Genomic DNA, 23127 nt, shown 5'->3' on the forward strand with positions numbered 1-23127 from the left:
AATGGAGGTACGCGCCGGGGGCTGGCGAGGACCGGCACCGGCGTCAGATCGGGAGCACGCCGGGTGGTAGCGGCGCCCGCTCCTGGGCGTCGAGGAACGCCTTGACGACCGCGCTGTCCGCCCGCCGGCGCATCCAGAAGAGCGCGACGTTGCGATGGGCGGTGGGCGAGTCGATGGTGCGGACGGTCAGCCCCTCGGTGCTGGTGGTCTGCAACGCGAGGCGGTTGATGACGCCGATGCCGAACGCGGCGCGCACCAGCGCGACCAGGGTCGTCGGCTGGTCGGTCAGATAGACGATGTTGGCGCGGGCGGCGGCCTCGCCGAGCGTGTTGCGGAGGTCGAATCCGCCGCCGTCCTCCTCGGAGCCGGCCGGATTGCCGATCAGCGGGCGGGCCAGGACGTCCTCGACGCTGACCGACGCCTGCTGGGAAAGGGGGTCGTTCTCGCGCATGACCACGACGATGTCCTCGTGCCAGATCGTGCGATGGCACAGCGTGGTCTCGCGCATCTTCGGCAGGAGCGGCCGGAACGCCAGATCGACGGTTCCGCCGGCGACCATCTCCTCCAGCGTCGCGGCGGTGCCCTCGTGCAGTTCGACCGTGACGCCGGGATGCCTGGCCTGCAACTCCTGCAGCACCGCGGGCAGGTAGGTGCAGCTGACGCTGGGGTAGCTGCCGATCGTCACGTGGGCGACGATATTGTCGAGCGTGCTGCGGACCGCTTCGATCCCGCGCTGCAGTTCCAGCATGGCGGCCATGGCGTGGCCGCGGAACAGCTCCCCGGCCGCTGTCGTGCAGATCGGCCGTGCCTTGCGATCGAACAGCGTCACGCCGAGGGCGTGCTCCAGCGCCGCGATGTGGGCGCTGACCCGGGACTGGGACAGGTGCAGTGCGAGGGTGGCGGCGCCGAAACCGCCCTTGTCCGCCACCGCGAGAAAGCTGCGCAACCAGGCGGTCTGCAGCGACATGGCGTCCCGGGGGTCGCGCGGGGTCAACGCGACCGGGTCGAGGTCGCCGGGTTCCTCGGGGGTGCTCATCGGTGATCGTCCTGTGCCGAGGCGACGAGCTCGGCCAGGTGCACCACCTTGGTGCGCAGCCCGGCGCGACGAACCGCCGTCGTCAGCTGGCGCTGGCATCCCGGGTTGACCACGACCAGGAAGTCTAGGTCCAGATCGGCCAGCGCGGCCAGTTTCGCGGCGAGGACCCGCTGGCTGTCGCGCCGGCGGAGGATGGCATACGTGCCGGCGGCGCCGCAACAGTCGCCCGCGCCGGGGACCTCGACGTATTCGCCGAGCATCCCGAGCACCGCGCGGGGCGCGTCCCGCACGCCCAGCCCGTTGCGAAGGTGACACGAGTCCTGCAGGCCGATGCGGGCCGGCCGGTCGTCGACGAGGATCGGGCCCGGCACGCGGCCGAGTTCGAGCAGCGCCTCGGAGTAGTCCAGGACCCGGTCGCGGCCCGCGACCGCCGCGAGATGGGCGGCGCAACCGCCGGCGGTGCAGACGAGCCGCCCGGGCCGGTCGGCGAGGCCCGCGGCGAGCCGCTCGCCGCGGGCCAGGTCGCCGTTGTGGGCGTGCAGCGCGCCGCAGCAGCCCTGGTCGCGCGCCACGCGCACACCCGGTAGCGTGCTGGCGGCGGCGCGGCTCACCGAGGGGAACAGGACCCGCTCGAAGCAGCCGAGCATCAGCGTGTCGCCGTCGTCCCGCGGTACCGCCGGCGCGGTGAACGGTGCGTGCCGGCGGACGCCGCCGATGAGCCGGATGAGCCGGCGGCTCTTGGCGAACGCCAGCAGGGGCCGGATCCGCAACGGCCGGCGCTTGCCCTTCCATTGCGCATCGCGGAGATGTTCCAGCAGCCGGCCGTAGGGGACCCCGGCCGGGCACACGGGTTCGCACGCGCGGCAGCCGAGGCAGAAGGAGCCCTGATGGCGGGCGGCGGCGTCGAAGACGTCGACGGTCCCGTCGTCGATGGCGCGCATGAGCGCGATCCGTCCGCGCGGCGACGACGCCTCGTCGCCTGTCAGCTTGTAGGTGGGGCAGGAGGGCAGGCAGAACCCGCAGGAGATGCAGGTGCCGAGATCCGCTGGGTCGAAGATGCGGCCGGCGGTCATGATCCCAGCTTTCCGGGGTTGAGGATGCCCGCGGGGTCGAACGCCCGCTTGATCCGGGCCAGCAGCGCGGTCTGCGGCCGGCCGAGTTGTGCTTCGAGGTACGGCAGCTTCGCCGCGCCGACGCCGTGCTCGCCGGTGATGGTGCCACCCAGGTCGACCGCGGCGGCGAAGATGTCGTCGAACGCGGCCGCGACGCGTGCGCGCTGTTCGGCATCGCGGGGGTCGAAGCATCCGACCGGATGTGCGTTGCCGTCGCCGGCATGGCCGAAGGTCGCCATGGTCACCTCGTGCCGCTCGGCGATCGCGTCGATGCGGCGGACCAACTCGGGCAGGCGCGAGCGCGGCACGCCGACGTCCTCGAGCATGGTCGCCCCGCCGAGCCTGGACAGCGCCGGTAAGGCGCAGCGGCGCGCGGCCAGCAGCGCGTCGGACTCGGCCGCCGCGGTGGCGATCTGCACCGAGGAGGCGGCGTGTTCGCGCATGACCGCCGCCATCGCCGATACCGTCCGCCGCACCTCGGCGTCGCTGCCGTCGTCGCCGAACAGCAGCATCGCCCCTGCCGTCGTGTCCAGGCCCAGGTGTGCGTACGCGTCGACGGACCGGATGCATCTCGCGTCGAGGAACTCGAGGGTGGCGGGCAGGATGCCGGCGCCGATGACGCCGCGCACGGCGTCGCTGGCCGACTCCAGATCGGCGAAGTACGCCAGTCCGGTGGTGCTTGCCGCCGGCGCCGGGCGCAGGGCCAGCGTCAACTCGGTCAGCACCGCCAGCGTGCCCTCCGAACCGGTGAGCAGGCGGACGAGGTCGTACCCGGCGACGTCCTTGATGAGCTGGCCGCCCGCGCGGATGACTTCGCCATCGGCGAGGACGGCCTCCACGCCCAGGACATAGCCGCCGGTGTTGCCGTACTTGAGCCCGTGCAGCCCGCCGGCGTTGGTGGCGACGTTGCCCCCGAGCGTGGACACGCGCTGGCTGCCGGGATCGGGCGGGTAGTGCAGGCCGTGTTCACCGGCGGCGCGCGCGAGGTCCTGGGTTGTGACGCCGGGTTGCACGACCGCGGTGAGGTCGACCGGGTCGATCGACACGATCCGGTTCATGCGGGTCAGGGCGAGCACGATGCCGCCGCGGATCGGGACCGCACCCGCGGCGAGGCTGGTGCCCGCGCCGCGCGGCACGACGGGTACGTGGCGCCGGTTGGCCCAGGCCAGGATCCGCGACACCTCCTCCACACCCGCGGGCCTGACGACGGCCCATGGTTCGCCGGAGAACCCGAACGTGGCATCCGTCCGGTAGGGCACCAGCGCCGCCGGGCGTATCTCCACGTTGGACGCCCCGACGATGCGGCCCAGATCGGCGGCGATCGCGGGGGCGTCGGTGACTGCCGCGGCGGTCAAGCTGCCGTCATCCCGCCGTCGATGACGAGGGCCGATCCGTTGATGAACCGGCCCTCGGGACCGGCGACGAAGGCGACCATGGCGGCTATCTCGTCCGGCGTTCCCATGCGCCCGTCGAGCTGCCGGGCCGCCATCGCGTCGCGGGCGGCGGCCGGATCTGGGGCGTTGGCGAGGATCTTTCCGACCCATTCGGTCTCCACGGTGCCGGGGCAGATCGCGACGCAGCGGATGCCGTCCCGGGCGTGGTCCACCGCGATCGCCCTGGTGAGCCCGATCAGTCCGGCCTTGGAAGCGCAGTACGCGGCTCGGCGGGCGAGGCCGACCAGGCCGCCCACCGAGGCGATGTTGACGATCACGCCGCTGCCTCGATCGAGCATCAACGGCAGCGTCGCCCGTGTTGTGAGGAAGGGACCCGTGAGGTTCACCGCCAGGACACGGCTCCAGTCCTCGTCGCTGGTTTCCAGCACGGTCGCGGCCACGCCGATGCCGGCCACGTTCACCAGCACCTCCGGGGCGCCGATGGTCACCGCGATCTCGCGGGTGACCGAGCCGACCGCGAGCGGGTCGCACAGGTCCAGCGCGAACTCGTGCGCCTTGCCGCCGTCGCGCTCGATCTGGGCACGTGTCGCGGCGAGGCCGGCGATGTCGAGGTCGACCATGGCGACCTCGTAGCCCTCGCGGGCCATCGACACGGCGGTGGCGCGGCCGATGCCGGAGGCGGCTCCGGTCACCACGGCGACGACGCTCACGAGTACGCCGTCCCGGGCAGCGAGCCGTCCATGGCGTATCCGCCGTCGACGTCGAGACAGGCGCCGGTGGTGTAGCAGGCCTCGTCGGAGGCGAGGTAACAGATGGCCGAGGCCACCCACTCCGGCGGCGCGATCGTGCCCAACGGGATCTTCGCCCGCAACGACTGGACGATCTGCGGGGTGTAGATGGGCTCGCTCATCCTGGTCCTGGTCGCGCCGGGGCGCACGCAGTTCGCGGTGATGCCGTAGGGCGCGAGCTCGGATGCCATGGTGCGGGTCATGGCCTCCAGGCCGCCCTTGGTCGCCGTGTAAGGTGCCGCGTTCGGCTCGGAGACCACGGCGTGGACCGACGAGACGTTGACGATGCGCCCCGCGGTCTGCTTGTCGACCATGATGCGGGCGACGGCCTGGCTCAGGAAGAACACGCCGGTCAGGTTCACCGCGAGCACACGGTCCCAGTCGCCGCGGCCGACCTCCAGGAAGGGCGCGATGTGCAGGATGCCCGCGACGTTGGCCAGCACGTCGACGCGCTGGTCGTCGTCGCGCAGCCGGGCCGCGAGCCGCTCGGGGGCGCCTGCGTCGGCGACGTCGAGGTCGATCAGCCGCAGGCGCCCGGCGCCCGGGTCCTGCCACGGGTCGGTGTGGTGCGAGTCGACGGCGTAGACGGTGGCCCCCTCGGCCAGCAGGCGCGTCGCGGTAGCCCGGCCGATGCCGGAATTGGCGCCGGTGACGACGGCGACCTTGTCGCTGAATCTCATCGTGACCTCTCGTGCTGAGCGGAACTGGTTCGGCGGCGGCCCGGGAAGCGCGGGCGGGCGTCGGCGGTCAAACAACGGCTCCCATCCGCCACGGCACGATCTCCTCGGTGCCGAAGCCGAGCGTCTCGGACTTGCTCGGTGTGCCGGAAGCCATGTCCACCAGGGCTTCGAACATGAGGGTTCCACAGTGGATCTGCTCGTCCCGCGACATCGCGGGACCGGCGTCGAAGTCCATGTCGCCGCGCATGCGCTCGAACAGCCGGGAGGTCGTGCTGATCTTGAAGCACGGGGTGGGCCGGGATCCGAACACCGAGCCGCGCCCGGTGGTGAACGCCAGCAGGTTCGCCCCGCCGGCCACCATGCCCGTCGCCGACACCGGGTCGTAGCCGGGGGTGTCCATGAAGGTCAGGCCCGCGGCGGTGACCGCTTCGGCGTACGCGACGACGTCGTTGAGCGGACTGGTGCCGGCCTTGAGGACCGCGCCCAGCGACTTTTCCCAGATGGTCGTGATGCCGCCGGCCTTGTTGCCCTTGGACGGGTTGCTGTCGAGCGCCGCGTCGTTGCGCGCCGTGTACTCCTGCCACCAGAGGATCAGCTCGTCGATGCGCCGGGCGAGCTCGGGTGTCGCGGCGCGGTTGCGCAGCAGGTGCTCCGCCCCGTAGATCTCGGGAGTCTCGCCGAGGATGACCCGGCCGCCGGCCGCGACCAGGAGGTCGGCCGCCACGCCGAGCGTCGGGTTGGCGGTCAGGCCCGAGTACGCGTCGCTGCCCCCGCACTGCAGCCCGAGCACCAGTTCGGCGACCGGGATGGGCTCGCGCCGCAGGGCCGTGACGCCGGCAACCATCTCCGCGACACGCTCGAGTGCGGCGTTGACGGTGGCGGCCGTCCCGCCCAATTCCTGGATGCCCAGCGTCTCGGCGGGGACGTGCTCGCCGAAGACGTTGTCGGGCTGGTTGACCTCGCAGCCGAGGCTGATCGTCACCACCGCGGCGATGTTCGCGTGCCCGGCGTACCCGCGCAGCGTGCGCCGCAGGATGGCGTCGCCCGGGGTACCCTCGGCCATGCCGCAGCCCAGGTCGTGCGTCAGCGCGATCACGCCGTCCAGCCCGGGAACACCGGCATGCGCGGCGTTGGCGGTCTGCGCGATCATGCGGGCCACCGTCGCCGAGCAGTTGACGGTCGGCAGCACGGCGATGTAGTTGCGTGTCGCCGCCCGGCCGTCGGCGCGGCGGTAGCCCAGGAAGTGCTCGCGCGTCGGCGCGGCCGGCGGGCTCCATGCCGCCGATGCGCCACGGAACGTGCCGTTGCCCGCCGAGGACTGCCCGACGCCGAGGTTGTGCAGGTGTACGTGGGCTCCCGGCGGAATCTCCTGCCTGGCCGAGCCGATCACCTCGCCGTACTTGCGCACCGGCGCGCCGGCCGCGACGGACCGGACGGCAACCTTGTGACCGGCCGGAATGTCATCGACCGCGGTGACCACGCCGACGGCGGTCCGGACCGGCGTCCCGCGGCCGACATCGGTGAGGACCAGCCCGACGTCATCCACCCCCGCCATCGGCACCAGCGGCTCGACGATGTCGGCCGGCGCGGCTGTCGTCATGAAAACTCCCGCAGGCCGGCGTTCGCGCGACGCACGGAAGCGTCGCCGTCGAGTGCCACCGCCTCGAATCGGCGGGCGATTCTTTCATGCTTGGCCGGGAAACGACCGAGCCCGGATTCTGCGACTCGAAGCGGGAGCGTCATGCCGTCGACCATAGGTCGCCGCGCTTCCGCGGCGAAGCGTGAGTAACAGAACGGGATCATCCGTATCGCGAATAGCCGCGGACCGGGCCGCGGGCGAAAAACGGCACATGGCCGGTGGTGTGGCAATGGCGCGAATAGCGACCGGCCGATCCGAATTTCGGATCGGCCCCTGCCGAAACATGCGCTTCACCGGCATGATCGCCGGGCGTAACGTCGGCTGCACCTTGAGCCCGGACACGGCCGAGACATCATGTGAACTGGAGGCATCTGATGTTCGAGCACCGCCGCTGGTTCGGCGACGATGCGCGGGGCACCTGCTGTCAGCGGCGGCCTGCTCGTCATCGCCGGGTCACGACCATCCCGACGGCGAGCTGACCGTGGTGCATCCGGCGCCGGCGATCGCGGTCGCCAACGTGTCGAAGTCGTTCGGCGGTATCGCCGCCGTGGACGGCGTCTCGTTCACCGTCGCCGGCGGCGAGGTCGTCGCGCTGGTCGGAGAGAACGGTGCCGGCAAGTCCACCATCAAGAACATCATCGGCGGGACCCTGCGGCCCGACTCCGGCCAGGTGAGCTTCGGCGGCGCGCCGCCCGCCGAGGGGGTCGGCAGCGCCAAACAGTCCGGCGTTGTCACGGTACATCAGGAGACCAGCCTGTTTCCGGACCTCACCGTCGCCGAGAACATCCTCATCGACCGGCTTCGGGCCCCCGGCCGTGCGACGGTCCGGCCCGGACAGCTGCGCCGCGCCGCCGCACCCGTGCTCCGTCGCGTCGGTGCCGGCTTCGGCCCGGAGGCGGTCGTTCGTGACCTGTCCGCCGGGCAGCGCCAGCTGGTGGAGATCGCCAAGGCGCTGGCCGCCGACCCGCGCGCGATCGTGTTCGACGAGCCGACCGCGTCGCTGAACCTCGCCGAGCGTGAGCTGATCATGGGGATCGTCGAGCAACTGCGCGCCGACGGCGTCGCCATCCTCTACATCTCGCACTACCTCGAGGAGATCACCAGGCTCAGCCAGCGTGTCGTGGTCATGCGCGACGGGCGTGTCGTGGCGGACCGGCCGACGGGCGAGCTCAACCGGGCCGCGCTCGAGTCGCTCATGGTGGGGCGGGAGCTCGCCCGTGGCTATCCGTCGCTGGCGCCGCCCCGGGACGCGAAGGCGCTGTCGGTGCGCGACCTGGGGGACGGCGCCCGGGTCTCAGGGGTCTCGTTCGACATCGCCGAGGGGGAGATCTTCGGCCTGGCCGGGCTGATGGGCTCCGGCCGCACCGAGGTCGCCCGGGCGATCTTCGGTCTGGCCGGCGACATCGGCCGGGTCGAGATGGACGGACGGCAGCTGCGGCGCGGCAGCGTCCGCGCCTGCATCGAGGCCGGGATGGCGTTCGTCACCGAGGATCGGCGGCACGAAGGTCTGTTCCTCGACCGGCCCATCCGCGAGAGCCTGTCCATTGTGGACCTCAACTCGGTCTGCCGGTTTCGCCGGACCGGATGGCTCGACAGCGGCCGCGAGCGTCGGATGACCGAGGAGCTGGCCGGCAGGGTGCACCTGGTCGCCCGCGGTGGTCTGGGCGCCGGCGGCGGATCGTTGAGCGGCGGCAACCAGCAGAAGGTGGTCCTCGGCAAGTGGCTGGTGCGACGGCCCCGCCTGATCATCCTCGACGAGCCGACCCGCGGCATCGACGTGGGCGCCAAGGCGGAGATCTACCGGATGCTCGTCGATCTCGCCGGCGCCGGATCGTCGATACTGGTGATCAGCTCGGAGATGGAGGAGGTACTCGGGCTCAGCCACCGTGTCGGGGTCATGCACGACGGCCGCCTCGCCGGCATCCTCGACCGTTCGCGGGCGACGCAGGAGACCGTGATCCGGCTCGCCACGGGCGGTGCGGCGTGAGCCGGGCGACCGACTGCTACGGGCGACTCCGTGCCGTCCTCCGACGGGAGCCGTTGCTGCCGGTGCTCGTGGTGGTGCTGCTCGGGCTGGCGGCCTCCTACCACGAGTTCGCAACCGTGGCCAACTTCCGCAACATCGCCGTTCAGGCGAGCCCGCTGATCGTCGCCGCCGTCGGCATGACATACGTGATCATGACCGCCGGGATCGACCTGTCCGTCGGGTCGATGCTCTTCCTCGCGGCGGCGATCGAGTCCAGCCGGGCCGTCGTCGGCCTGCCCACCGCCGTGGTCTTCGCCGTCATCTGCGCGACGGGCGTCCTCATGGGCCTGCTCAACGGTGTCGCGGTGGCGTTCACCCGGGTGCCCGCGCTCATCGTCACCCTCGCGACGATGCAGGTGTTCCGTGGTGCGGGCGGGCATGTCACGGGCCAGCAGAACATCGACCTTCCCGCGAACCTGCGCGGTATCGGCACCGGAAGCCTGCTCGGCGTGCCGACGCCGGTCCTCATCGCGGCGGCGGTGGCGCTCGGCGGCGGGTTCGTGTTCAGCCGCACGACCTTCGGCCGGTACGTGCAGGCGGTTGGCTCCAACCCCGATGCCGCCGTCAATGCCGGACTGCCGGTCCGAAGGGTGCTCGTGGGCGCCTACGCGGTGGCCGGCCTGCTGGCCGCGGTCGCCTCCCTGACCCAGACCGCCCGCCTCGGCGCCGTGCAGCCGTCCATCGGCCAAGGCTTCGAGCTGACGGTCATCACGGCGGTGGTCCTGGGCGGGACGACTCTGTTCGGCGGGCGGGGAAGCATCGGCGGAACCGTTCTGGGCGCCCTCGTGCTCACGACCGTCCAGACCGGTCTGGTCTTCTCCGGCGCCTCGCCGTACGTCTTCGACATCGTCCGCGGCAGCGTGCTGCTCGCCGCGGTCCTGGCCGCCGGAGCGCGGTGGCGAAAGCTTGCTCACGCGGTTGGGCTGACCGGCCGGGGCCGTCCGTCACGGGACGGGCGGTACGGCGGCGCGACGTCGGCGTGATCGAACACCCCATGAATCAACCGAACGGCAAATGAAGCCATCGAAGGGAGCTGTCGTGAAACGGTTCGGTGTTGTGCGATGCCTGGCCACGGTCGCCGTGGCGTCGTTGACGCTCACCGCGTGCGGTTCGACCGCGAGCTCGAACGGATCGGACGGGGCGGCGTCGGGCAAGAAGCGCACGCTCGGCGTGAGCTTCGACCTGTTGAACGCCATCCGCCAGGCGGAGAAGTCGTCGATCCAGAAAGCGGCCGAGGCCGCGGGGTACTCGGTCATCTTCAACGTCGCCGACCAGGACGCCCAGAAGCAGGCCTCCCAGATCCAGGACCTGATTCAGACGAAGAAGGTCGACGCGGTGATCGTGATCGCGCAGGACGGCCAGCAGATCGCCTCGTCGGCCAGCCTGGCCAAGGCCCGCAACGTCCCGTTCCTCGCGATCGACCGCTCGGTCGCCGACCAGCAGAACATCACGTTCCAGATCACCGGCGACCCGGTGGCCGACGGCAAGGCGGTCGCGGCCGAGTTCATCGCGGCGGCCAAGACGACGCCGCTGAAGGTCCTGGAACTGGTCGGCGGGCTGACCGATCAGAACGCGATAGGCCGGCGCGACGGATTCAACGCCGCGGTCGCCGGCCAGCCGAACATCACCGTCGTCAGCCAGGTGCCCACCGACTGGAACCCGACGCAGGCGCTCGACGGAACCTCGAACGCGCTGCAGAAGGACCCGACAATCAACGCGATCTACGTGCCCTCCGACTTCCTCCTGCCGTCGGTGCAGTCGGCGCTGACCGCGGCCGGCAGGCTCGCGCCGATCGGCGACCCCAAGCACGTGTTCATGGTGACCATCGACGGGGACCAGAACGGCTGCAAGGCCATGCAGGCCAAGACGCTGGACGCCGACATCGCCACGCCCGTCGACGAGTTCGGCAAGCAGGCCATCGCCGCGGTCACCACGGCGCTCGGCGGCCGGCCGGTCGATCCGAAGACCGTCCAGGCCAAGGGGCTGACGCTCAACCAGGCCAACTTCGCCACGACCAGCTCACAGGTGTGGGGCTGTGCGTCCTGAGCCCGCTCGCACGGAGGGCTCCACCGCGGAGCCCTCCGCCGCCCTGTCCGCCACCCCGACCCCGCGGCCGGCCCGCCTCGCCTGGCTGCGCGACGGGCGCCGTCGTCCCGGCTGGCTCGCCGACCTCGCGATGCTGCCCGCCCTGATCGCGTTGATCGTCGTCCTCGGCGCCATGACCGACGGCCTCCTGACGTCGTCGAACCTGATCAACGTGCTGAGCCAGTCGGCCGTCGTCGCCATCGCGGCGATCGGCGCGACCTTCGTGATCCTGACCGGCGGGATCGACCTGTCGACCGGAAGCGTGATCGGCGCCAGCGGTGTCGCCGGCGCGTGGGTCATCACCAGCAGCGGCAGCCTCGCGGCCGGCATCGCCGCGGGCCTGTGCGCGGGGACCGTGATCGGACTGGCGGTCGGGGTCGTCGTGTCGAGGCTCAACGTCGTGCCGTTCGCCGTGACGCTCGCCGCGCTGTACGTCGTGAGCGGTTGCACGACACTGCTCAGCCACGGCCGGACGATCGCGCCGATGCCCATCGGTTTCATCCGCTTCAGCATCGACGGGCCCGCCGGCGTTCCGTACGCGGTGTGGCTCGCCGTCGTGCTGTACGTCATCGCACAGATCGCGCTGACGCGCACGGCCTGGGGCCGCCGTGTCGTGCACGTGGGAGCGAACGTCGAGGTCGCGCGCATCAGCGGCGTCAACGTGGTCCGCACGCGGACGAGCGTCTACGTCGTCGCCGGCCTCTTCTCGGCGATCGCGGGCATGGTGCTGACGTCGGGACTCGCCGGAGCGGGTGCGAGCATGGGCAGTCCGCTGCTGCTCAACATCGTCGGCGCCGTCGTCCTGGGCGGCACCGGCCTCTCCGGCGGGCGGGGGAGCCTGCTGCGCACCGGCATCGGCGTGCTGTTCCTGGGGTTCCTGTCCAACGGGATGAGTCTGCTCGGGCTGCAGAGTTTCGACCAGCAGATGGTGACGGGCGCGTTCATCTTCGTGGCGGCGTCTGCGGACGGTGTGTTGCGTTGGCTGAGACGGCGATCCGGCAGCGCCTAGGATTCGCCATACAGATAGATGAGTTCCGAAATCCACGATCGACGTAACCGGGCCGCCTCGCTAATTTCATTTCTGGCTGATGAAAGCCGCGTTACCGGCCATCCGATCCCCCGCTGGCCGTCATCGCCCGCCGAGCTGGAAAGGAAAACCATGGCCAAACCATTGGCGTTTGCCACTTCCGTGATCGGTTTCAAACGCCGCGTGCTGACCTGGGCGGCCGCCGTACTGACCGCGTTGGCCTCGGCCGCGCTGATGGTGGTGCTCAGCCCGGCGAGGGCCGACGCCGCCCCCGGCTTCGACCCCGGTCAGTTCCGTGGCGTGCACTGGTCCCGGCTGGGAGACAACTTCACTCCCGACCGGCTCGTCCTGCAGGGGTTGTCCGCGAACGACGACTACAACTCCGCCCGGAGCAAGGCCGACGCCATGTTCGCCGCGTTCCAGAACGACCTGGGTGCCAACACCGTCCGGCTGCCGATCAACCCCGCCACCACGGCCTGGAACACCTACAACGGCGTCATCGACGCCGCCACCGCCAGAGGTTTCAAGGTCATCCTGTGCTACTGGGTGCAGGACGGTACGAACATGGTCCCGGCCGGCTTCCTGTCCACCTGGAACCAGATGTGGGACACGTTGGCCGCCAGATACCGGTCCAACCCTCTGATCTACTTCGACCCGATCAACGAGCCCATCGGCTTCAACACCACGCAGTGGCTGGACTTCGCCGCCACCTGGGTCGCCCGCATGAACACGGCCGGCATCGCGGGCAACCGGCTGTTCATCGAGGGCGCCCAGCTCGACGGCGGCGGGTGGGGAAGTGACCTGCGGCCGCTGTGCAACGACTCCCGCTTCAACGGGGTCTACCTCGGCCTGCATCGTTATGCCTTCCCGTACGGTTCACGGACCTACGATCAGTGGGTCAGCGACATCACGACGCTCATGGGCAACTGCGCCTCGCGCACCGTCATCGAGGAGTTCGGAGCGTCGGCGGACACCGGCGTCGACTTCAACGCCACCCCCACCGGCACGACCGACAAAGAGGTTGCGTACCTGCGTGCCATCACCGACGTCGTCCGCAACTACCACCTGGGTGCGATCTGGTGCCATGTCATCGGCGGCCGGACCACGACCCCGGACCACGACACGCTGAACATCCTGAGGCTCGCCGGCAGCTTCGACGGCAGCTCCAACAACCTGCCGCTGTGGACGGCCAACCCCACCGCCGTCGACCGGCTCAAGTACGCCTGGGGCGGTCTCGGCGCGGGCACGACCGAGCTGCGCAACGCCGGCCTCAACGCGTGCCTCGACGTCCCCAACTCGTCACAGGCCAACGACGTCCAGCTCCAGGTTCGCGGCTGCGTGAACGGCAATAACCAGCGATGGACCAGAAGGCCCAACGGAGCGATCACCGTATACAACGGCACGAAATGCCTGGACGCCTTCGGCTTCGGCAAGACCAACGGCACCCGTGTCGTCATCCACGACTGCCTGGGCAACGCCAACCAGCAGTGGCGCTTCTTCTCCGACGGTACGATTCGCGGAGTCGACTCCCGCCTCTGCCTGGACGCCGACCCGTCCAACCCGCAGAATCTCCGGCTCTGGTCCTGCGGGGGCGGCAACAACCAGAAGTGGCGCCTCTTCAACTCGCAGGTCGGCCTGCGCGCCCGCGTGAACGGCCAGATCGTGACCGCCGAGTCCGCCGGTGCGCAACCGCTGATCGCCAACCGGGCCGTCGTCGACGCCTGGGAGACGTTCGACCTCATCGACAACGCCGACGGCAGCGTGAGCCTGCGCGCGCACGCCAACAACCGGTACGTCGACGCGCCCAGCGGCGGCGCGGCATCGCTGATCGCCGGCAGCACCACCATCGGCCCGGCCCAGCAGTTCGACCTCATCTACAACAACGACGGCAGCATCAGCTTCCGAGCGCGTGCCAACGGCCGGATCGTGGCCGCGGAGTCCGCCGGTGCGCAACCGCTGATCGCCAACCGCACCGCCGTCGGCCCCTGGGAGGAGTTCGACCTGCTCGTCTAGGCAGGGCACTCGGCAGCGCACCTCGAGCGGCCGCGGCGCGACGATCCGTGCCGCGGCCGCCCGAGCACCGGGTGCGCCCGATGTACCGTGCTGGTCGGGCTCGCCCGATCGACGCTCGAGATGAACGCTCCGGATGAGGAGGCACCGTGCAACGCATCGATGCGCACCAGCACTTCTGGGACCCCGCCGGGTACACCTATCCCTGGATGGCGGGCGACGCCATGGATCCCGTGCGCCGCGCGTTCGGTCCGGACGACCTCCTGCCCAGTCTGCGCGCCGCCGGCATCGACGCGACGATCCTCGTGCAGACCCTGTCCAGTCCCGCCGAGACCCGCGAGTTCCTGAAGCTGGCGGCGGATACGGACGCCGTGCGCGGGGTGGTGGGCTGGGTCGATCTGACCTCCCCGTCCGTCGGCGACGATCTCGACGAGCTGCTCGACGGACCGTCCGGCCGCCGGCTGGTCGGCGTACGCCATCAAGTCCACGACGAACCGGACCCGGACTGGCTGCGGCGCGACGACGTCCGGCGCGGCCTGTCCGCCGTGCAGCGCCGGGGTCTCACGTACGACCTGCTGATCCGGGCCCGGGAGATTCCGGCGGCGACCGACGCGGTCAGGCGCTTCCCGGAGCTGCGCTACGTGCTCGATCACATCGCGAAGCCGCGCATCGCGGCGGGCCGGGACGACCCCTGGATGCGGGGCATGCCGGCGCTCGCCGCCGAGCCGAACGTGTCGGTCAAGCTGTCGGGGATGGTCACCGAGGCCGACTGGGCGTCGTGGACGCCCGGCGACCTGCGCCCGTTCGTCGGCCGGGTCGTGGAATGGTTCACGCCGCGACGCCTCCTGTTCGGCTCGGACTGGCCCGTCTGCCTGCTCGCCGGCTCGTACGAGGACATGCTGGCGGGCCTCACCGCCGCCCTGCCCGCGATGAGCCCGAACGAGCTCGAGCAGGTTTTCGGCGGCAACGCGGAGCGCATCTACCGCATCTGAGGCGACGGGAAAGCCAGAGGCCCGCCACCGCGACGGGCGGTAGCGGGCCTCTGGCCGCGAATCAGGCGAACTGGGACAGCAGTGCCGCGGGTGCGGGCTGCACGTCCGCGGCGGCCGGCTTGCTGATCGAGACCGGCTTGCCGAAGTCGCTGAACGTCGTCGTCGCCGTCGTCGCCGGAACCTGGCCGGCGGCGGGCGTCGTCAACGTCAGCGAGGTGATGTAGCCCTCGGCGCCGACCGTCGCCTCGAACGGTACCGACTTCGCCGCGTCGCCCATCTGCTGGATCACATCGGCGCTGGACGCCGGGAGGTTGCGCTTGGTGATGTCGATCGTGCCCTTGAACGCGCCCGCGCCGGTCTGCTCGACCGTCACGATCGCGTCGGCGAACCCTTTGATGTTGGCCGGGTCGTCCGGGTTGCCGAGGCCCAGCTTGCCCAGCGACGCCTTGGAGCCGTCGATGTACATCCACTTCTTCGGGTCGACGCCCGGAACGGGCAGACCCAGCTTCAGGTACAGGTCGGTGCCGACGATGATGACCTCAGCGGTGATCTGCTGCCCCTGCGTGGTGATGGTCAACGAGCCGCTGTTGGTCTGCTTGGCGGGGTCGCTGGAGCCCGTCAGCTTGGTAACGGCCGCGGGACCCACTTCGGTGGTCGTCGAATATGCCACAGTGACGCCGGCGAGCTTGTTGAACGCCTTGGCCAGGTCCGCGCGCGCGTCGGCCTTCGGTGACGCAGCTGCGCTGGCCGATCCGCCGGCCGCCGGCGCGGCGTCGCCGCCGTTGTCGTTCTTGTCGCCGCAGGCCGTGGTGACGGTGAGCGCTCCGGACAACACCAAAGCGAGCAGGACACTCCTGCTGGACTTCATCAGTTTTCCTCCAGTTGGGCGGCACCGTGCCGCCTCGGCGAGGATAGCTATGCCATGCCAGCGGGAATCAGCCCGGTGGACATCTGTCCCTCCACTGTGGGCAGCATGCCGGGGAAGCGTGGCAGACCGTAGTCGACGAGCAGCCCCTTCAGGTGGTGGTAGAGGGCGGTCACGCCGTCATCGTCGAGCCTGGCCGCGCTCGTACCGAACACCGGCATCCGTTGCCACGGCGTGCCGAACTGCTCCCGGTTGCGGACCAGTTGCCGCGCCACGTCGCGGCGGGCCTCCTCGGCGCCGAGGCGCTCGAACTTGTTGATCGCGACCGCGTCGGCCAGGTCCAGCATGTCGATCTTCTCCAGCTGGCCGGCGGTGCCGTAGTCCGGCGTCATCACGTACAGCGACACCGCGGCGTAGGACGCGATCGACGTATCACCCTGGCCGATGCCTGGCGTCTCCACGATGACCAGGTCGTAGCCGGCGGCCTTGCAGGCGGCGATGATGTCCACCATGTGGGCCGGCGCGGTGCCGTCGCACCGGCGCGTCGCCAGCGAGCGGAAGAACACCACACCCGGCGCGGCACTGTTCATCCGGATCCGGTCGCCCAGCAGTGCCCCTCCACCGCGGCGCCGGCTCGGGTCGATGGCGATCACCGCCACCCGCAGCTTGTCCTCGCTGTCGCGGCGCAAATGGCGGACCAGCTCATCGGTGAGCGACGACTTGCCCGACCCGCCCGTGCCGGTGATGCCCAGCACCGGCACCGCCCGCGACCGCGCCGCGTCCCGGACCGCCGCCGCCAACCGGTCGTCGGCACCCGCCTGCAGAAGCGTGATCGCGCGGGCGAGCGCCATCTCGTCGCCGGCCCGCAACGTCTCCGCGTCCACCGGCGGCCGGCGCCGGGCCAGGTCCACGTGGCAGTCCCGGATCAGCTCGCTGATCATTCCGGGCGAGCCGAGCCGCCGGCCGTCCCGAGGGCTGAGGATGCGCACCCCACGTGCGGCCAGCAGCGCGATCTCGTCCGGCACGATCGTGCCGCCGCCACCGTAGACCCGCACATCGGCCGCGCCCCGCTCGGCGAGCCGGTCGATCAGTCGGCTGAAGTACTCGACATGGCCGCCCTGACCGGGGGAGACGGCCACCCCCTGCACGTCCTCCTGTACGGCGGCGGTGACCACCTCCTCGACGCCGCGGTCATGGCCCAGGTCCACGACCTCCGCGCCCTGAGCCTGCAGCAGGCGGCGCATGACGTCGATGCCGTCGTCGTGTCCATCGAAGAGACTGGCCGCGGTGACGAAGCGCACCGGATTGGCGGGCACATGGAGAGCCATGGCGGGAATGCTAGGATGCCCAACTATCTGAAGTCCATGTAATGTGACTCGTCCTATACCATGAGCGCCGCGTCCCGCGCCGGCCGCTGGGGGAGGAGAAAACACGGTGAGCCGCGACGACCTGGGCCATCCGGTGTACCTGCACCGCCCCGCCCGGCGGGTCGTCTCCCTCGTGCCCTCACTGACCGAGTCGGTCGCCGTCACCCGGCCGGACGCCCTCGTCGGCGCCACCGACTGGTGCACCCACCCGGCCGGCCTGAAGGTCGACCGGGTCCGCGGGACCAAGAACCCCAACCTCGTCGCCCTCACGGCGCTGCGGCCCGACCTGGTGCTGGCCAACCAGGAGGAGAACCGGCGCAAAGACGTCGACGCCCTGCGCGCCGCCGGCATCCCCGTCTGGGTCACCGTCATCCGCTCCCTCGCCGAAGCCTTCACCTCGCTGCGCCGCATGTTCACCGACGCGCTGCGATGGCCCGTGCCCGCCTGGCTCACCGAGGCCGAACGGGCGTGGCAACGCCCCGGCCCCGTCGCCGTACCGGCCGTCATACCGATCTGGCGCGACCCGTGGATGGTCGTCGGCTCGTGCACCTTCACCGGCGACCTCGCCGCGCGGCTCGGACTGCACAACGTGTACGGCGACAGTCCCCACCGCTACCCCCACGTCGAACTCGGCGACATCCACCGCCGCCACCCCGAGCTCGTCGTCCTGCCCGACGAGCCATACCGGTTCACGCCCGCCGACGGCCCGGAGGCCTTCCCCGGCAGCCGGGTCGCTCTCGTCGAAGGCCGCAGCCTCACCTGGTACGGGCCCTCGCTGCTCACCGCGCGCGAGCGGCTGACATCGCAGTTGGGACTGCGATGACGATGCGGGCCGAGTCCGCAAGCTGACCGCCGGCGCCGGTCGCATCCGGTCAAACGGGGCCGCGATCAGGGCGGACGTCATTGTCGGCACCCGCGGGGCCGGTTGACCGGTTGAACGTTAGGAGAGAATGGGATACGGTATCCGAACTTCCGAAGGGGGCTTGACGTGCAGCTCGCGAAACCGCACCCGATTCCCGGCACACAGGACGCCACCCGGCTGATCGACGAGATGACCAACGGTCAGCTGCGCTGGGACGCCGGGGACGACGGCGTCGTCCGCCTGACCCTGAACCGTCCCGACAAGCTCAACGCGATCAACCGGGACATGGTGCGCGGCCTCCGCGCCGCGGTTCGGCTCGCGGAGGAGCGCCCCGATGTCCGTGTCCTGATCGTGGCCGGCGAGGGCCGGGCGTTCAGCGCGGGCGGCGACCTTGCCGAGGTTAGCGCGCTCGTGCGGGACCGGGACGCCTTCGACGGCTTTCTCGACGAGTGGCACGACGCCTTCGACGCGATCGAGGCCTGCAGCAAGCCGGTCATCGGCCAGATCCACGGCGTGGCGTTGGCGGGAGGGTTCGAGCTGATGCAGGTGTGCGATGTCGTCATCGCCGCCCGTTCGGCCCGCCTGGGCGACCAGCACGCGCGGTTCGGGCTGTTTCCCGCCGGTGGAGGGACGCAGCGCCTGGCGCGGCTCATCGGCCTGCGGCGAGCCACCTGGATGCTGGTGACCGGCGAGGCGATCGACGCCGACACGGCGGAGCGCTTCGGGCTGGTGACCCGGGTCGTCGACGACGGCGAGCTGGCGGCGGTCGTGGACGAAACCGCGCGGGCGCTGAGCCGGCTGAGCCCACGCGCGACGGCGGCGATCAAGTCTGCCCTCCGCTTAGGTGAGGGGCTGGAGGTGCACCAGGCGCTGCGCGCGGAGCGACCGCTGGCCCTCGACCACATGGCTTCCGGCGACGCCCAGATCGGGTTCGAGGCGTTCCGCCACCGCCGGGAGCCCGACTTCGCCGCTGGCCCACGATGACGAAATTACCGAGGAGCCGATCATGCAACTGAGCGACATTCTGTACGAGGTCAAGGACAGCGTCGCCCGCATCACGATCAACCGCCCGGAGAAGCGCAACGCCTTCCGCGAGGAGACGCTCGACGAGCTCATCTGGGCCTTCGGCCAGGCCGAGGCGGACCGCACGGTGGGCGTGATCGTCCTGACGGGCGCCGGCGATCGAGCGTTCTGTTCCGGCGGGGACATCGCGTGGGAGGACGCGTCCGACCCGGTCGGGGCCGCGCGGATGAACCGCCGCACCAGCGTCCTCTCGATGATCATGCGAGGGTGCGGCAAGCCGGTGATCGCCCGCGTGCACGGCTACGCGGTCGGTGGCGGTAACGAGTTGCAGATGATCTGCGATCTCACCATCGCCACCAGCGACTCCAAGTTCGGCCAGTCGGGTCCGAAGATGGGCAGCGTCCCGGTCTGGTGGGGCACGCAGCTGCTTCCGCGCATCGTCGGCGAGCGCCGCGCCCGCGAGATCGTCATGCTGTGCGAGCCGATCACCGCACAGGAGGCGAAAGCCATCGGCCTGATCAACAAGGTCGTGGCGCCCGAAGAGCTGGACGCCGCCGTCGACGCGTGGTGCGAGCGCCTGCTGTCGCTGAGCCCCCAGGCCCTCCGCGTCGCGAAGCTCTCCCTCAACTTCGAATCCGATCAGCTGTGGGCGTCGGTACAACACGGCCAGCAAATGATCAACTTCATCCACGGGACCGAGGAGTTCCACGAGGGGACGTCGGCCTTCCTCGAGAAGCGCCCGGCGGACTTCGCCCGGTTCCGTCGCTAGGAGGCGCTGGTGCTGCACACGCGAGCAGATCATGAGTGATTCCCCGGTCGTCATCGTCGGAGCCGGGCACGCCGGGTTCACGCTGGCACTCATGCTCCGCGCGCGGGGATGGGAAGGCGGCGTCGTCCTCGTCAGCGACGAGGACGAGCTGCCCTACCAGCGACCGCCGCTCAGCAAGGAATACCTGCACGCCGGGCAGGACGAGGACGAGACGCGGTTCCGCCCGGCCTCGTTCTACGCTGAGCAACGTATCGAGCTCGTCCTCGGTGCCCGGGTCGTCGACATCGACCGTGCCGGCCGCAACGTCGTCTTCGCCGACGGCACGCGCCGATCGTTCGCTCACCTGGTGCTGGCGAGCGGAGCGCGGGCGCGCGAGCTGCGAGTGCGGGGCCACGACGCCGATGGTGTGGTGTCGCTGCGGACCCGGCATGAGGCGGTCGACCTGCGGGCGCGCCTGGACGCCGCCAGGAGCGTGGCGGTCGTCGGCGGCGGGTTCATCGGGCTCGAGGTCGCCGCCGCCTCGGCCGAACTCGGGTTGCGGGTGACCGTCCTCGAGGCGCAACCGCGGCTCATGGCGCGGTCGCTGTCGCACGTCATGGCCGATCACCTGCTCGCGCTGCAGCGCCGGGCCGGGGTTGACGTCCGGCTCGCGTCGGTCGTCGACGCGATAGCGACGGAGGGCGGGCGCGTCACCGGTGTGCTGACGCGGGAACCGGACACTGTGCCGGCCGACATCGTCGTCGTCGGTATCGGCGCGGTACCCAATGACGAGCTCGCCGCGTCGTGCGGACTGCCGGTCCGCGACGGCGTCCTGGTCGACGCCCAGCTGCTGACGGCGGATCCGGCGATCTCGGCGATCGGCGACTGCGCTCGCTTTCCCGGTCCCGAGCTCGACGGGGCCGGCTACCGACTGGAGTCCGTGCAGAATGCGACCGACCAGGCGCGGTACGTCGCAGATCGCCTGATCAACGGCTCGACGCAGCCGTACTGGGCGGTCCCGTGGTTCTGGACGGAGCAGTTCGGCCAGAAGCTGCAGATAGCCGGGCTCGCCACGGGCTACGACGAGCTGCGGACCGAGCGCGCCCGGGATGACAAGTTCTCGGTGTACTGCTCACGCGGCGGCACGCTGCTCGCCTGCGAATCGATCAACGCGCCGGGAGATCATCTCCGGGCGCGCAAGGCGCTGGCCGCCGCGTTCACCGGTAGCGGTGGCTGAAGCCCAGCTCCACGGACAACCCTGACGAACCTTGCCAAACAGGGTTCGCTGAGTAAGGTATCCCGTATACAGCGCGCCGCGCGTGGACCGATGGTGCCAACGGCGCGTTCGCGGATGATGCGACGTCGCGTCCCGTCGACAGGAGAGCTCTCATGGCCGAGGCCGAAAAGCAGGAACTGGTCGATGTCGCCGGTCAGTGCCCGTATGACTACTACCAAGCGGCGCGCCAGCGTGGTCCGGTGTCCTGGGAGCCCCGCACCGGCTACTGGGTGGCGTCGACCTACTCGTCGGTCAGCCAGATCCTCGCCGACGAGGACGCCTTCCCCCGCCTGACGCCCGCCGAGATCGTGTCCGAGCAGCGGTACGAGAGGATCATCGCCACGCCGACGTTCCTCCGTGGCCAGGAGCGGCTGCAGCACCACCGGTGGTGGCTGGAGATCTTCAACCCGAAAAACCTGAAGGCCATTCGGTCCGGCGTGATCGCCGAGGTCGTCGACGCGACGATCGACGAGTTCGCGTCGCGGGGCAGCGCCGAGCTCGTCCATGACTACACCGAGCCGGTGGCGGACCGGGCCATCGCCGGCGTCCTGGGGCTGCCCTGGCAGGACTCGGCCTGGATGGCCGAGCTCCGCACCAACTTCAACCACATCGAGCACTACAAGGGCTTCATCTACCTCACGCCCGAGGAGTCGAAGCCGTTCGCCGAGCAGGCCCTCGCGGCCACCCACCGGGTCGACGATCTGATCCGGCCGTTCATGGAGCAGCGGCGGGCACATCCCGACGACACGATCATGAGCCGGGTGCTGCACGACGACGCGATGGCCGGCTGGAGCGAGGACGAGCTGTACGGCCTCGTGCGCACGTTCTTCACGGGCGGCAGCGGTACGACCAGCATCGAGCTCGCCAACGCGATCTACCTGATGCTGACCACCGAGGGCATGACCGAACGCCTCACCGGTGCCGACCCGAAGGTCGTCGCGAACTTCGTGGAGGAGGCCCTGCGCCTCGTGCCGACCAACCATTTCCGGACCCGGGTCGTGCATCAGGACGTCGAGATGGACGGCGTTCGGCTGCAGAAGGGGCAGATCGTCGCCCCGCTCATCGCGTCGGGCAACCGGGACGAGTCGCACTACGACCACGCCGACGAGGTCGATCTCGAGCGCAAGAACCCGCGTCAGCACCTGGCGTTCAGCGTAGGCATCGGTGCCTGCGCGGGCTCCGGGCTGGCCCGCGTCGAACTGCAGGAGGGCGTCGCTCGCCTGGCGAACCGTCTCGGCGAGCTGCGCCTGGATCCCGCCGCCGAGGCGCCTTCTCTCGGCGGGTCCATGTTCCGCCTCTACTCACCCCTGCACGTGCTGTTCCAGGCCCGCTAACACCTGACATCAAACCTGTGAAGGGAATGCCGAAGTGGACCGTCTGAAGGACAAGGTCGCCATCGTCACCGGCGGTGCTTCCGGCCTCGGCGAGGAGACCTCGAAGCTGTTCGCCGAGGAGGGCGCCCGCGTCGTCGTGGCCGACGTCAGCGTCGAGCGCGGCGAGGCCGTCGCGGCCGCCATCCGGGACAAGGGATCCGAGGCGGTGTTCCAGCGGACCGACGTCGCGAGCAGCGAGGACGTGCGCGCGCTGGTGGCGCGCGCCGAGGAGACGTTCGGGCGCCTGGACATCATGGTCGCCAACGCCGGCATCGGCGGTGTGGCCTCCCGCAAGTCCCTCGAGGATCTCGAGGAGGACGAGCTGGAGGAGGTCCTGCAGATCAACCTCAAGGGGCTGTGGCGGTCCTTCAAGTACGCCGCGCCGGCGATTCGCCGGGCCGGTGGCGGTGCGATGACGTCGAGCGCGTCCGTCGCCGGGCTCACCATCCTGGGCGGATCGAACCTGGGCGGCTACACGGCCTCGAAGCACGGGGCGGTCGGCCTGACGAAGTTCTTCGCCGCGGAGCTGGCGGCCGACCGCATCCGCGTCAACTGCGTCTGCCCCGGCCGGATGCAGACCAACATCGACGAGAGCTTCGGCTACGACGATGCGCAGCTGCAGGTCGCTCGCGACCGCCGCGAGGTCGCGATGAAGACCTCCGGGATGCGCACCATGGCCCACCCCCGCGAGGTCGCGTACCTGCACCTGTTCCTGTGCTCGGACGAGGCCTCGTTCGTCAACGGCCAGGCCATCGAGGCCGACGGCGGCGTCAACCTCTTCATGAACCGAAGCGGTCTTGTGACCAAGAACAGCGAGTGACGGG

At 70.5% G+C, this 23127-nt stretch carries 21 protein-coding genes; 12 read left to right on the forward strand and 9 right to left on the reverse strand.

Annotated elements, in window-relative coordinates; genetic code table 11:
- Positions 1 to 43: 43 nt before the first annotated feature.
- From ABT297_RS09370 to ABT297_RS09400, 7 genes are all read right to left on the reverse strand, one after another.
- The gene (locus ABT297_RS09370) at positions 44 to 1036 is read right to left on the reverse strand and encodes a LysR family transcriptional regulator (RefSeq protein ID WP_350546639.1); all 993 of its coding nucleotides are present in this window, start codon (positions 1034 to 1036) and stop codon (positions 44 to 46) included.
- Complete coding sequence (locus tag ABT297_RS09375) at positions 1033 to 2109, reverse strand: (Fe-S)-binding protein (protein WP_350546641.1); 1077 nt, start codon at positions 2107 to 2109, stop codon at positions 1033 to 1035. The genes ABT297_RS09370 and ABT297_RS09375 overlap by 4 nt, the downstream gene beginning before the upstream one ends.
- Positions 2106 to 3503, reverse strand: coding sequence for an FAD-binding oxidoreductase (locus ABT297_RS09380; RefSeq protein ID WP_350546642.1), 1398 nt, complete (start codon positions 3501 to 3503; stop codon positions 2106 to 2108). Before ABT297_RS09380 ends, ABT297_RS09375 begins: the two co-directional genes overlap by 4 nt.
- Positions 3500 to 4252 (reverse strand): SDR family NAD(P)-dependent oxidoreductase, encoded by a 753-nt coding sequence (locus ABT297_RS09385; protein WP_350546645.1) that lies wholly within the window; start codon positions 4250 to 4252, stop codon positions 3500 to 3502. Before ABT297_RS09385 ends, ABT297_RS09380 begins: the two co-directional genes overlap by 4 nt.
- On the reverse strand, positions 4249 to 5010 hold the full coding sequence (locus tag ABT297_RS09390) for an SDR family NAD(P)-dependent oxidoreductase (RefSeq protein WP_350546648.1): 762 nt from the start codon (positions 5008 to 5010) through the stop codon (positions 4249 to 4251). Before ABT297_RS09390 ends, ABT297_RS09385 begins: the two co-directional genes overlap by 4 nt.
- Before the next feature lie 67 nt (positions 5011 to 5077).
- Positions 5078 to 6610 carry a UxaA family hydrolase gene (locus ABT297_RS09395; RefSeq protein WP_350546650.1) on the reverse strand — a complete coding sequence of 511 codons (1533 nt, stop codon included), beginning with the start codon at positions 6608 to 6610 and terminating at the stop codon, positions 5078 to 5080.
- On the reverse strand, positions 6607 to 6753 hold the full coding sequence (locus ABT297_RS09400) for a hypothetical protein (protein WP_350546652.1): 147 nt from the start codon (positions 6751 to 6753) through the stop codon (positions 6607 to 6609). Before ABT297_RS09400 ends, ABT297_RS09395 begins: the two co-directional genes overlap by 4 nt.
- Before the next feature lie 377 nt (positions 6754 to 7130).
- Here ABT297_RS09400 and ABT297_RS09405 point away from each other — a divergent pair, with 377 nt between their 5' ends.
- The 6 genes from ABT297_RS09405 (at position 7131) to ABT297_RS09430 (ending at position 14789) form a co-directional block, all read left to right on the forward strand.
- A complete protein-coding gene (locus ABT297_RS09405; protein WP_350546655.1) occupies positions 7131 to 8636 on the forward strand; it encodes a sugar ABC transporter ATP-binding protein in 1506 nt (501 codons plus the stop codon).
- Positions 8633 to 9658, forward strand: coding sequence for an ABC transporter permease (locus ABT297_RS09410; RefSeq protein WP_350546658.1), 1026 nt, complete (start codon positions 8633 to 8635; stop codon positions 9656 to 9658). The genes ABT297_RS09405 and ABT297_RS09410 overlap by 4 nt, the downstream gene beginning before the upstream one ends.
- 55 nt (positions 9659 to 9713) lie before the next feature.
- Positions 9714 to 10721: a sugar ABC transporter substrate-binding protein gene (locus ABT297_RS09415; protein ID WP_350546660.1), complete on the forward strand. Its 1008-nt coding sequence runs from the start codon at positions 9714 to 9716 to the stop codon at positions 10719 to 10721.
- Positions 10711 to 11769, forward strand: a complete 1059-nt coding sequence (locus ABT297_RS09420; RefSeq protein WP_350546663.1) for an ABC transporter permease — start codon at positions 10711 to 10713, stop codon at positions 11767 to 11769. The genes ABT297_RS09415 and ABT297_RS09420 overlap by 11 nt, the downstream gene beginning before the upstream one ends.
- 18 nt (positions 11770 to 11787) lie before the next feature.
- Positions 11788 to 13800: a ricin-type beta-trefoil lectin domain protein gene (locus ABT297_RS09425; protein WP_350546665.1), complete on the forward strand. Its 2013-nt coding sequence runs from the start codon at positions 11788 to 11790 to the stop codon at positions 13798 to 13800.
- A 146-nt stretch (positions 13801 to 13946) separates the two neighbouring features.
- A complete protein-coding gene (locus ABT297_RS09430; protein ID WP_350546667.1) occupies positions 13947 to 14789 on the forward strand; it encodes an amidohydrolase family protein in 843 nt (280 codons plus the stop codon).
- 61 nt (positions 14790 to 14850) lie between these two features.
- On the opposite strand, the gene ABT297_RS09435 is transcribed toward ABT297_RS09430, so the two are convergent.
- Together ABT297_RS09435 and ABT297_RS09440 are read right to left on the reverse strand one after the other, a co-directional pair.
- Positions 14851 to 15657: an LppX_LprAFG lipoprotein gene (locus tag ABT297_RS09435; protein ID WP_350546670.1), complete on the reverse strand. Its 807-nt coding sequence runs from the start codon at positions 15655 to 15657 to the stop codon at positions 14851 to 14853.
- 47 nt (positions 15658 to 15704) lie between these two features.
- Positions 15705 to 16982 carry a cobalamin-dependent protein gene (locus tag ABT297_RS09440; protein ID WP_350546673.1) on the reverse strand — a complete coding sequence of 426 codons (1278 nt, stop codon included), beginning with the start codon at positions 16980 to 16982 and terminating at the stop codon, positions 15705 to 15707.
- Between the two features lie 106 nt (positions 16983 to 17088).
- On the opposite strand from ABT297_RS09440, the gene ABT297_RS09445 reads away from it, so the two are divergent.
- From ABT297_RS09445 to ABT297_RS09470, 6 genes are all read left to right on the forward strand, one after another.
- Complete coding sequence (locus ABT297_RS09445) at positions 17089 to 17844, forward strand: helical backbone metal receptor (protein WP_350546675.1); 756 nt, start codon at positions 17089 to 17091, stop codon at positions 17842 to 17844.
- A 165-nt stretch (positions 17845 to 18009) separates the two neighbouring features.
- The gene (locus ABT297_RS09450; protein WP_350546678.1) at positions 18010 to 18867 is read left to right on the forward strand and encodes an enoyl-CoA hydratase/isomerase family protein; all 858 of its coding nucleotides are present in this window, start codon (positions 18010 to 18012) and stop codon (positions 18865 to 18867) included.
- A gap of 22 nt (positions 18868 to 18889) precedes the next feature.
- Positions 18890 to 19675, forward strand: coding sequence for an enoyl-CoA hydratase-related protein (locus ABT297_RS09455; protein WP_350546680.1), 786 nt, complete (start codon positions 18890 to 18892; stop codon positions 19673 to 19675).
- Positions 19676 to 19706: 31 nt separating this feature from the next.
- A complete protein-coding gene (locus tag ABT297_RS09460) occupies positions 19707 to 20891 on the forward strand; it encodes an NAD(P)/FAD-dependent oxidoreductase (protein WP_350546682.1) in 1185 nt (394 codons plus the stop codon).
- Positions 20892 to 21043: 152 nt separating this feature from the next.
- On the forward strand, positions 21044 to 22264 hold the full coding sequence (locus ABT297_RS09465) for a cytochrome P450 (RefSeq protein ID WP_350546684.1): 1221 nt from the start codon (positions 21044 to 21046) through the stop codon (positions 22262 to 22264).
- A gap of 34 nt (positions 22265 to 22298) precedes the next feature.
- A complete protein-coding gene (locus ABT297_RS09470; RefSeq protein WP_350546685.1) occupies positions 22299 to 23123 on the forward strand; it encodes an SDR family NAD(P)-dependent oxidoreductase in 825 nt (274 codons plus the stop codon).
- Positions 23124 to 23127: the final 4 nt, after the last annotated feature.

Origin of the sequence: Dactylosporangium sp. NPDC000555 (assembly GCF_040300025.1) — a bacterium.
Classification (GTDB): domain Bacteria; phylum Actinomycetota; class Actinomycetes; order Mycobacteriales; family Micromonosporaceae; genus Dactylosporangium.

Bases quoted from the DNA above. Each gene is read 5' to 3' on its own strand.
- ABT297_RS09370 (WP_350546639.1), bottom strand. From the start codon at position 1,036: ATGAGCACCCCCGAGGAACCCGGCGACCTCGACCCGGTCGCGTTGACC.
- ABT297_RS09375 (WP_350546641.1), bottom strand. From the start codon at position 2,109: ATGACCGCCGGCCGCATCTTCGACCCAGCGGATCTCGGCACCTGCATC.
- ABT297_RS09390 (WP_350546648.1), bottom strand. From the start codon at position 5,010: ATGAGATTCAGCGACAAGGTCGCCGTCGTCACCGGCGCCAATTCCGGC.
- ABT297_RS09395 (WP_350546650.1), bottom strand. From the start codon at position 6,610: ATGACGACAGCCGCGCCGGCCGACATCGTCGAGCCGCTGGTGCCGATG.
- ABT297_RS09400 (WP_350546652.1), bottom strand. From the start codon at position 6,753: ATGACGCTCCCGCTTCGAGTCGCAGAATCCGGGCTCGGTCGTTTCCCG.
- ABT297_RS09425 (WP_350546665.1), top strand. From the start codon at position 11,788: ATGAGTTCCGAAATCCACGATCGACGTAACCGGGCCGCCTCGCTAATT.
- ABT297_RS09435 (WP_350546670.1), bottom strand. From the start codon at position 15,657: ATGAAGTCCAGCAGGAGTGTCCTGCTCGCTTTGGTGTTGTCCGGAGCG.
- ABT297_RS09440 (WP_350546673.1), bottom strand. From the start codon at position 16,982: ATGGCTCTCCATGTGCCCGCCAATCCGGTGCGCTTCGTCACCGCGGCC.
- ABT297_RS09455 (WP_350546680.1), top strand. From the start codon at position 18,890: ATGCAACTGAGCGACATTCTGTACGAGGTCAAGGACAGCGTCGCCCGC.
- ABT297_RS09460 (WP_350546682.1), top strand. From the start codon at position 19,707: ATGAGTGATTCCCCGGTCGTCATCGTCGGAGCCGGGCACGCCGGGTTC.
- ABT297_RS09465 (WP_350546684.1), top strand. From the start codon at position 21,044: ATGGCCGAGGCCGAAAAGCAGGAACTGGTCGATGTCGCCGGTCAGTGC.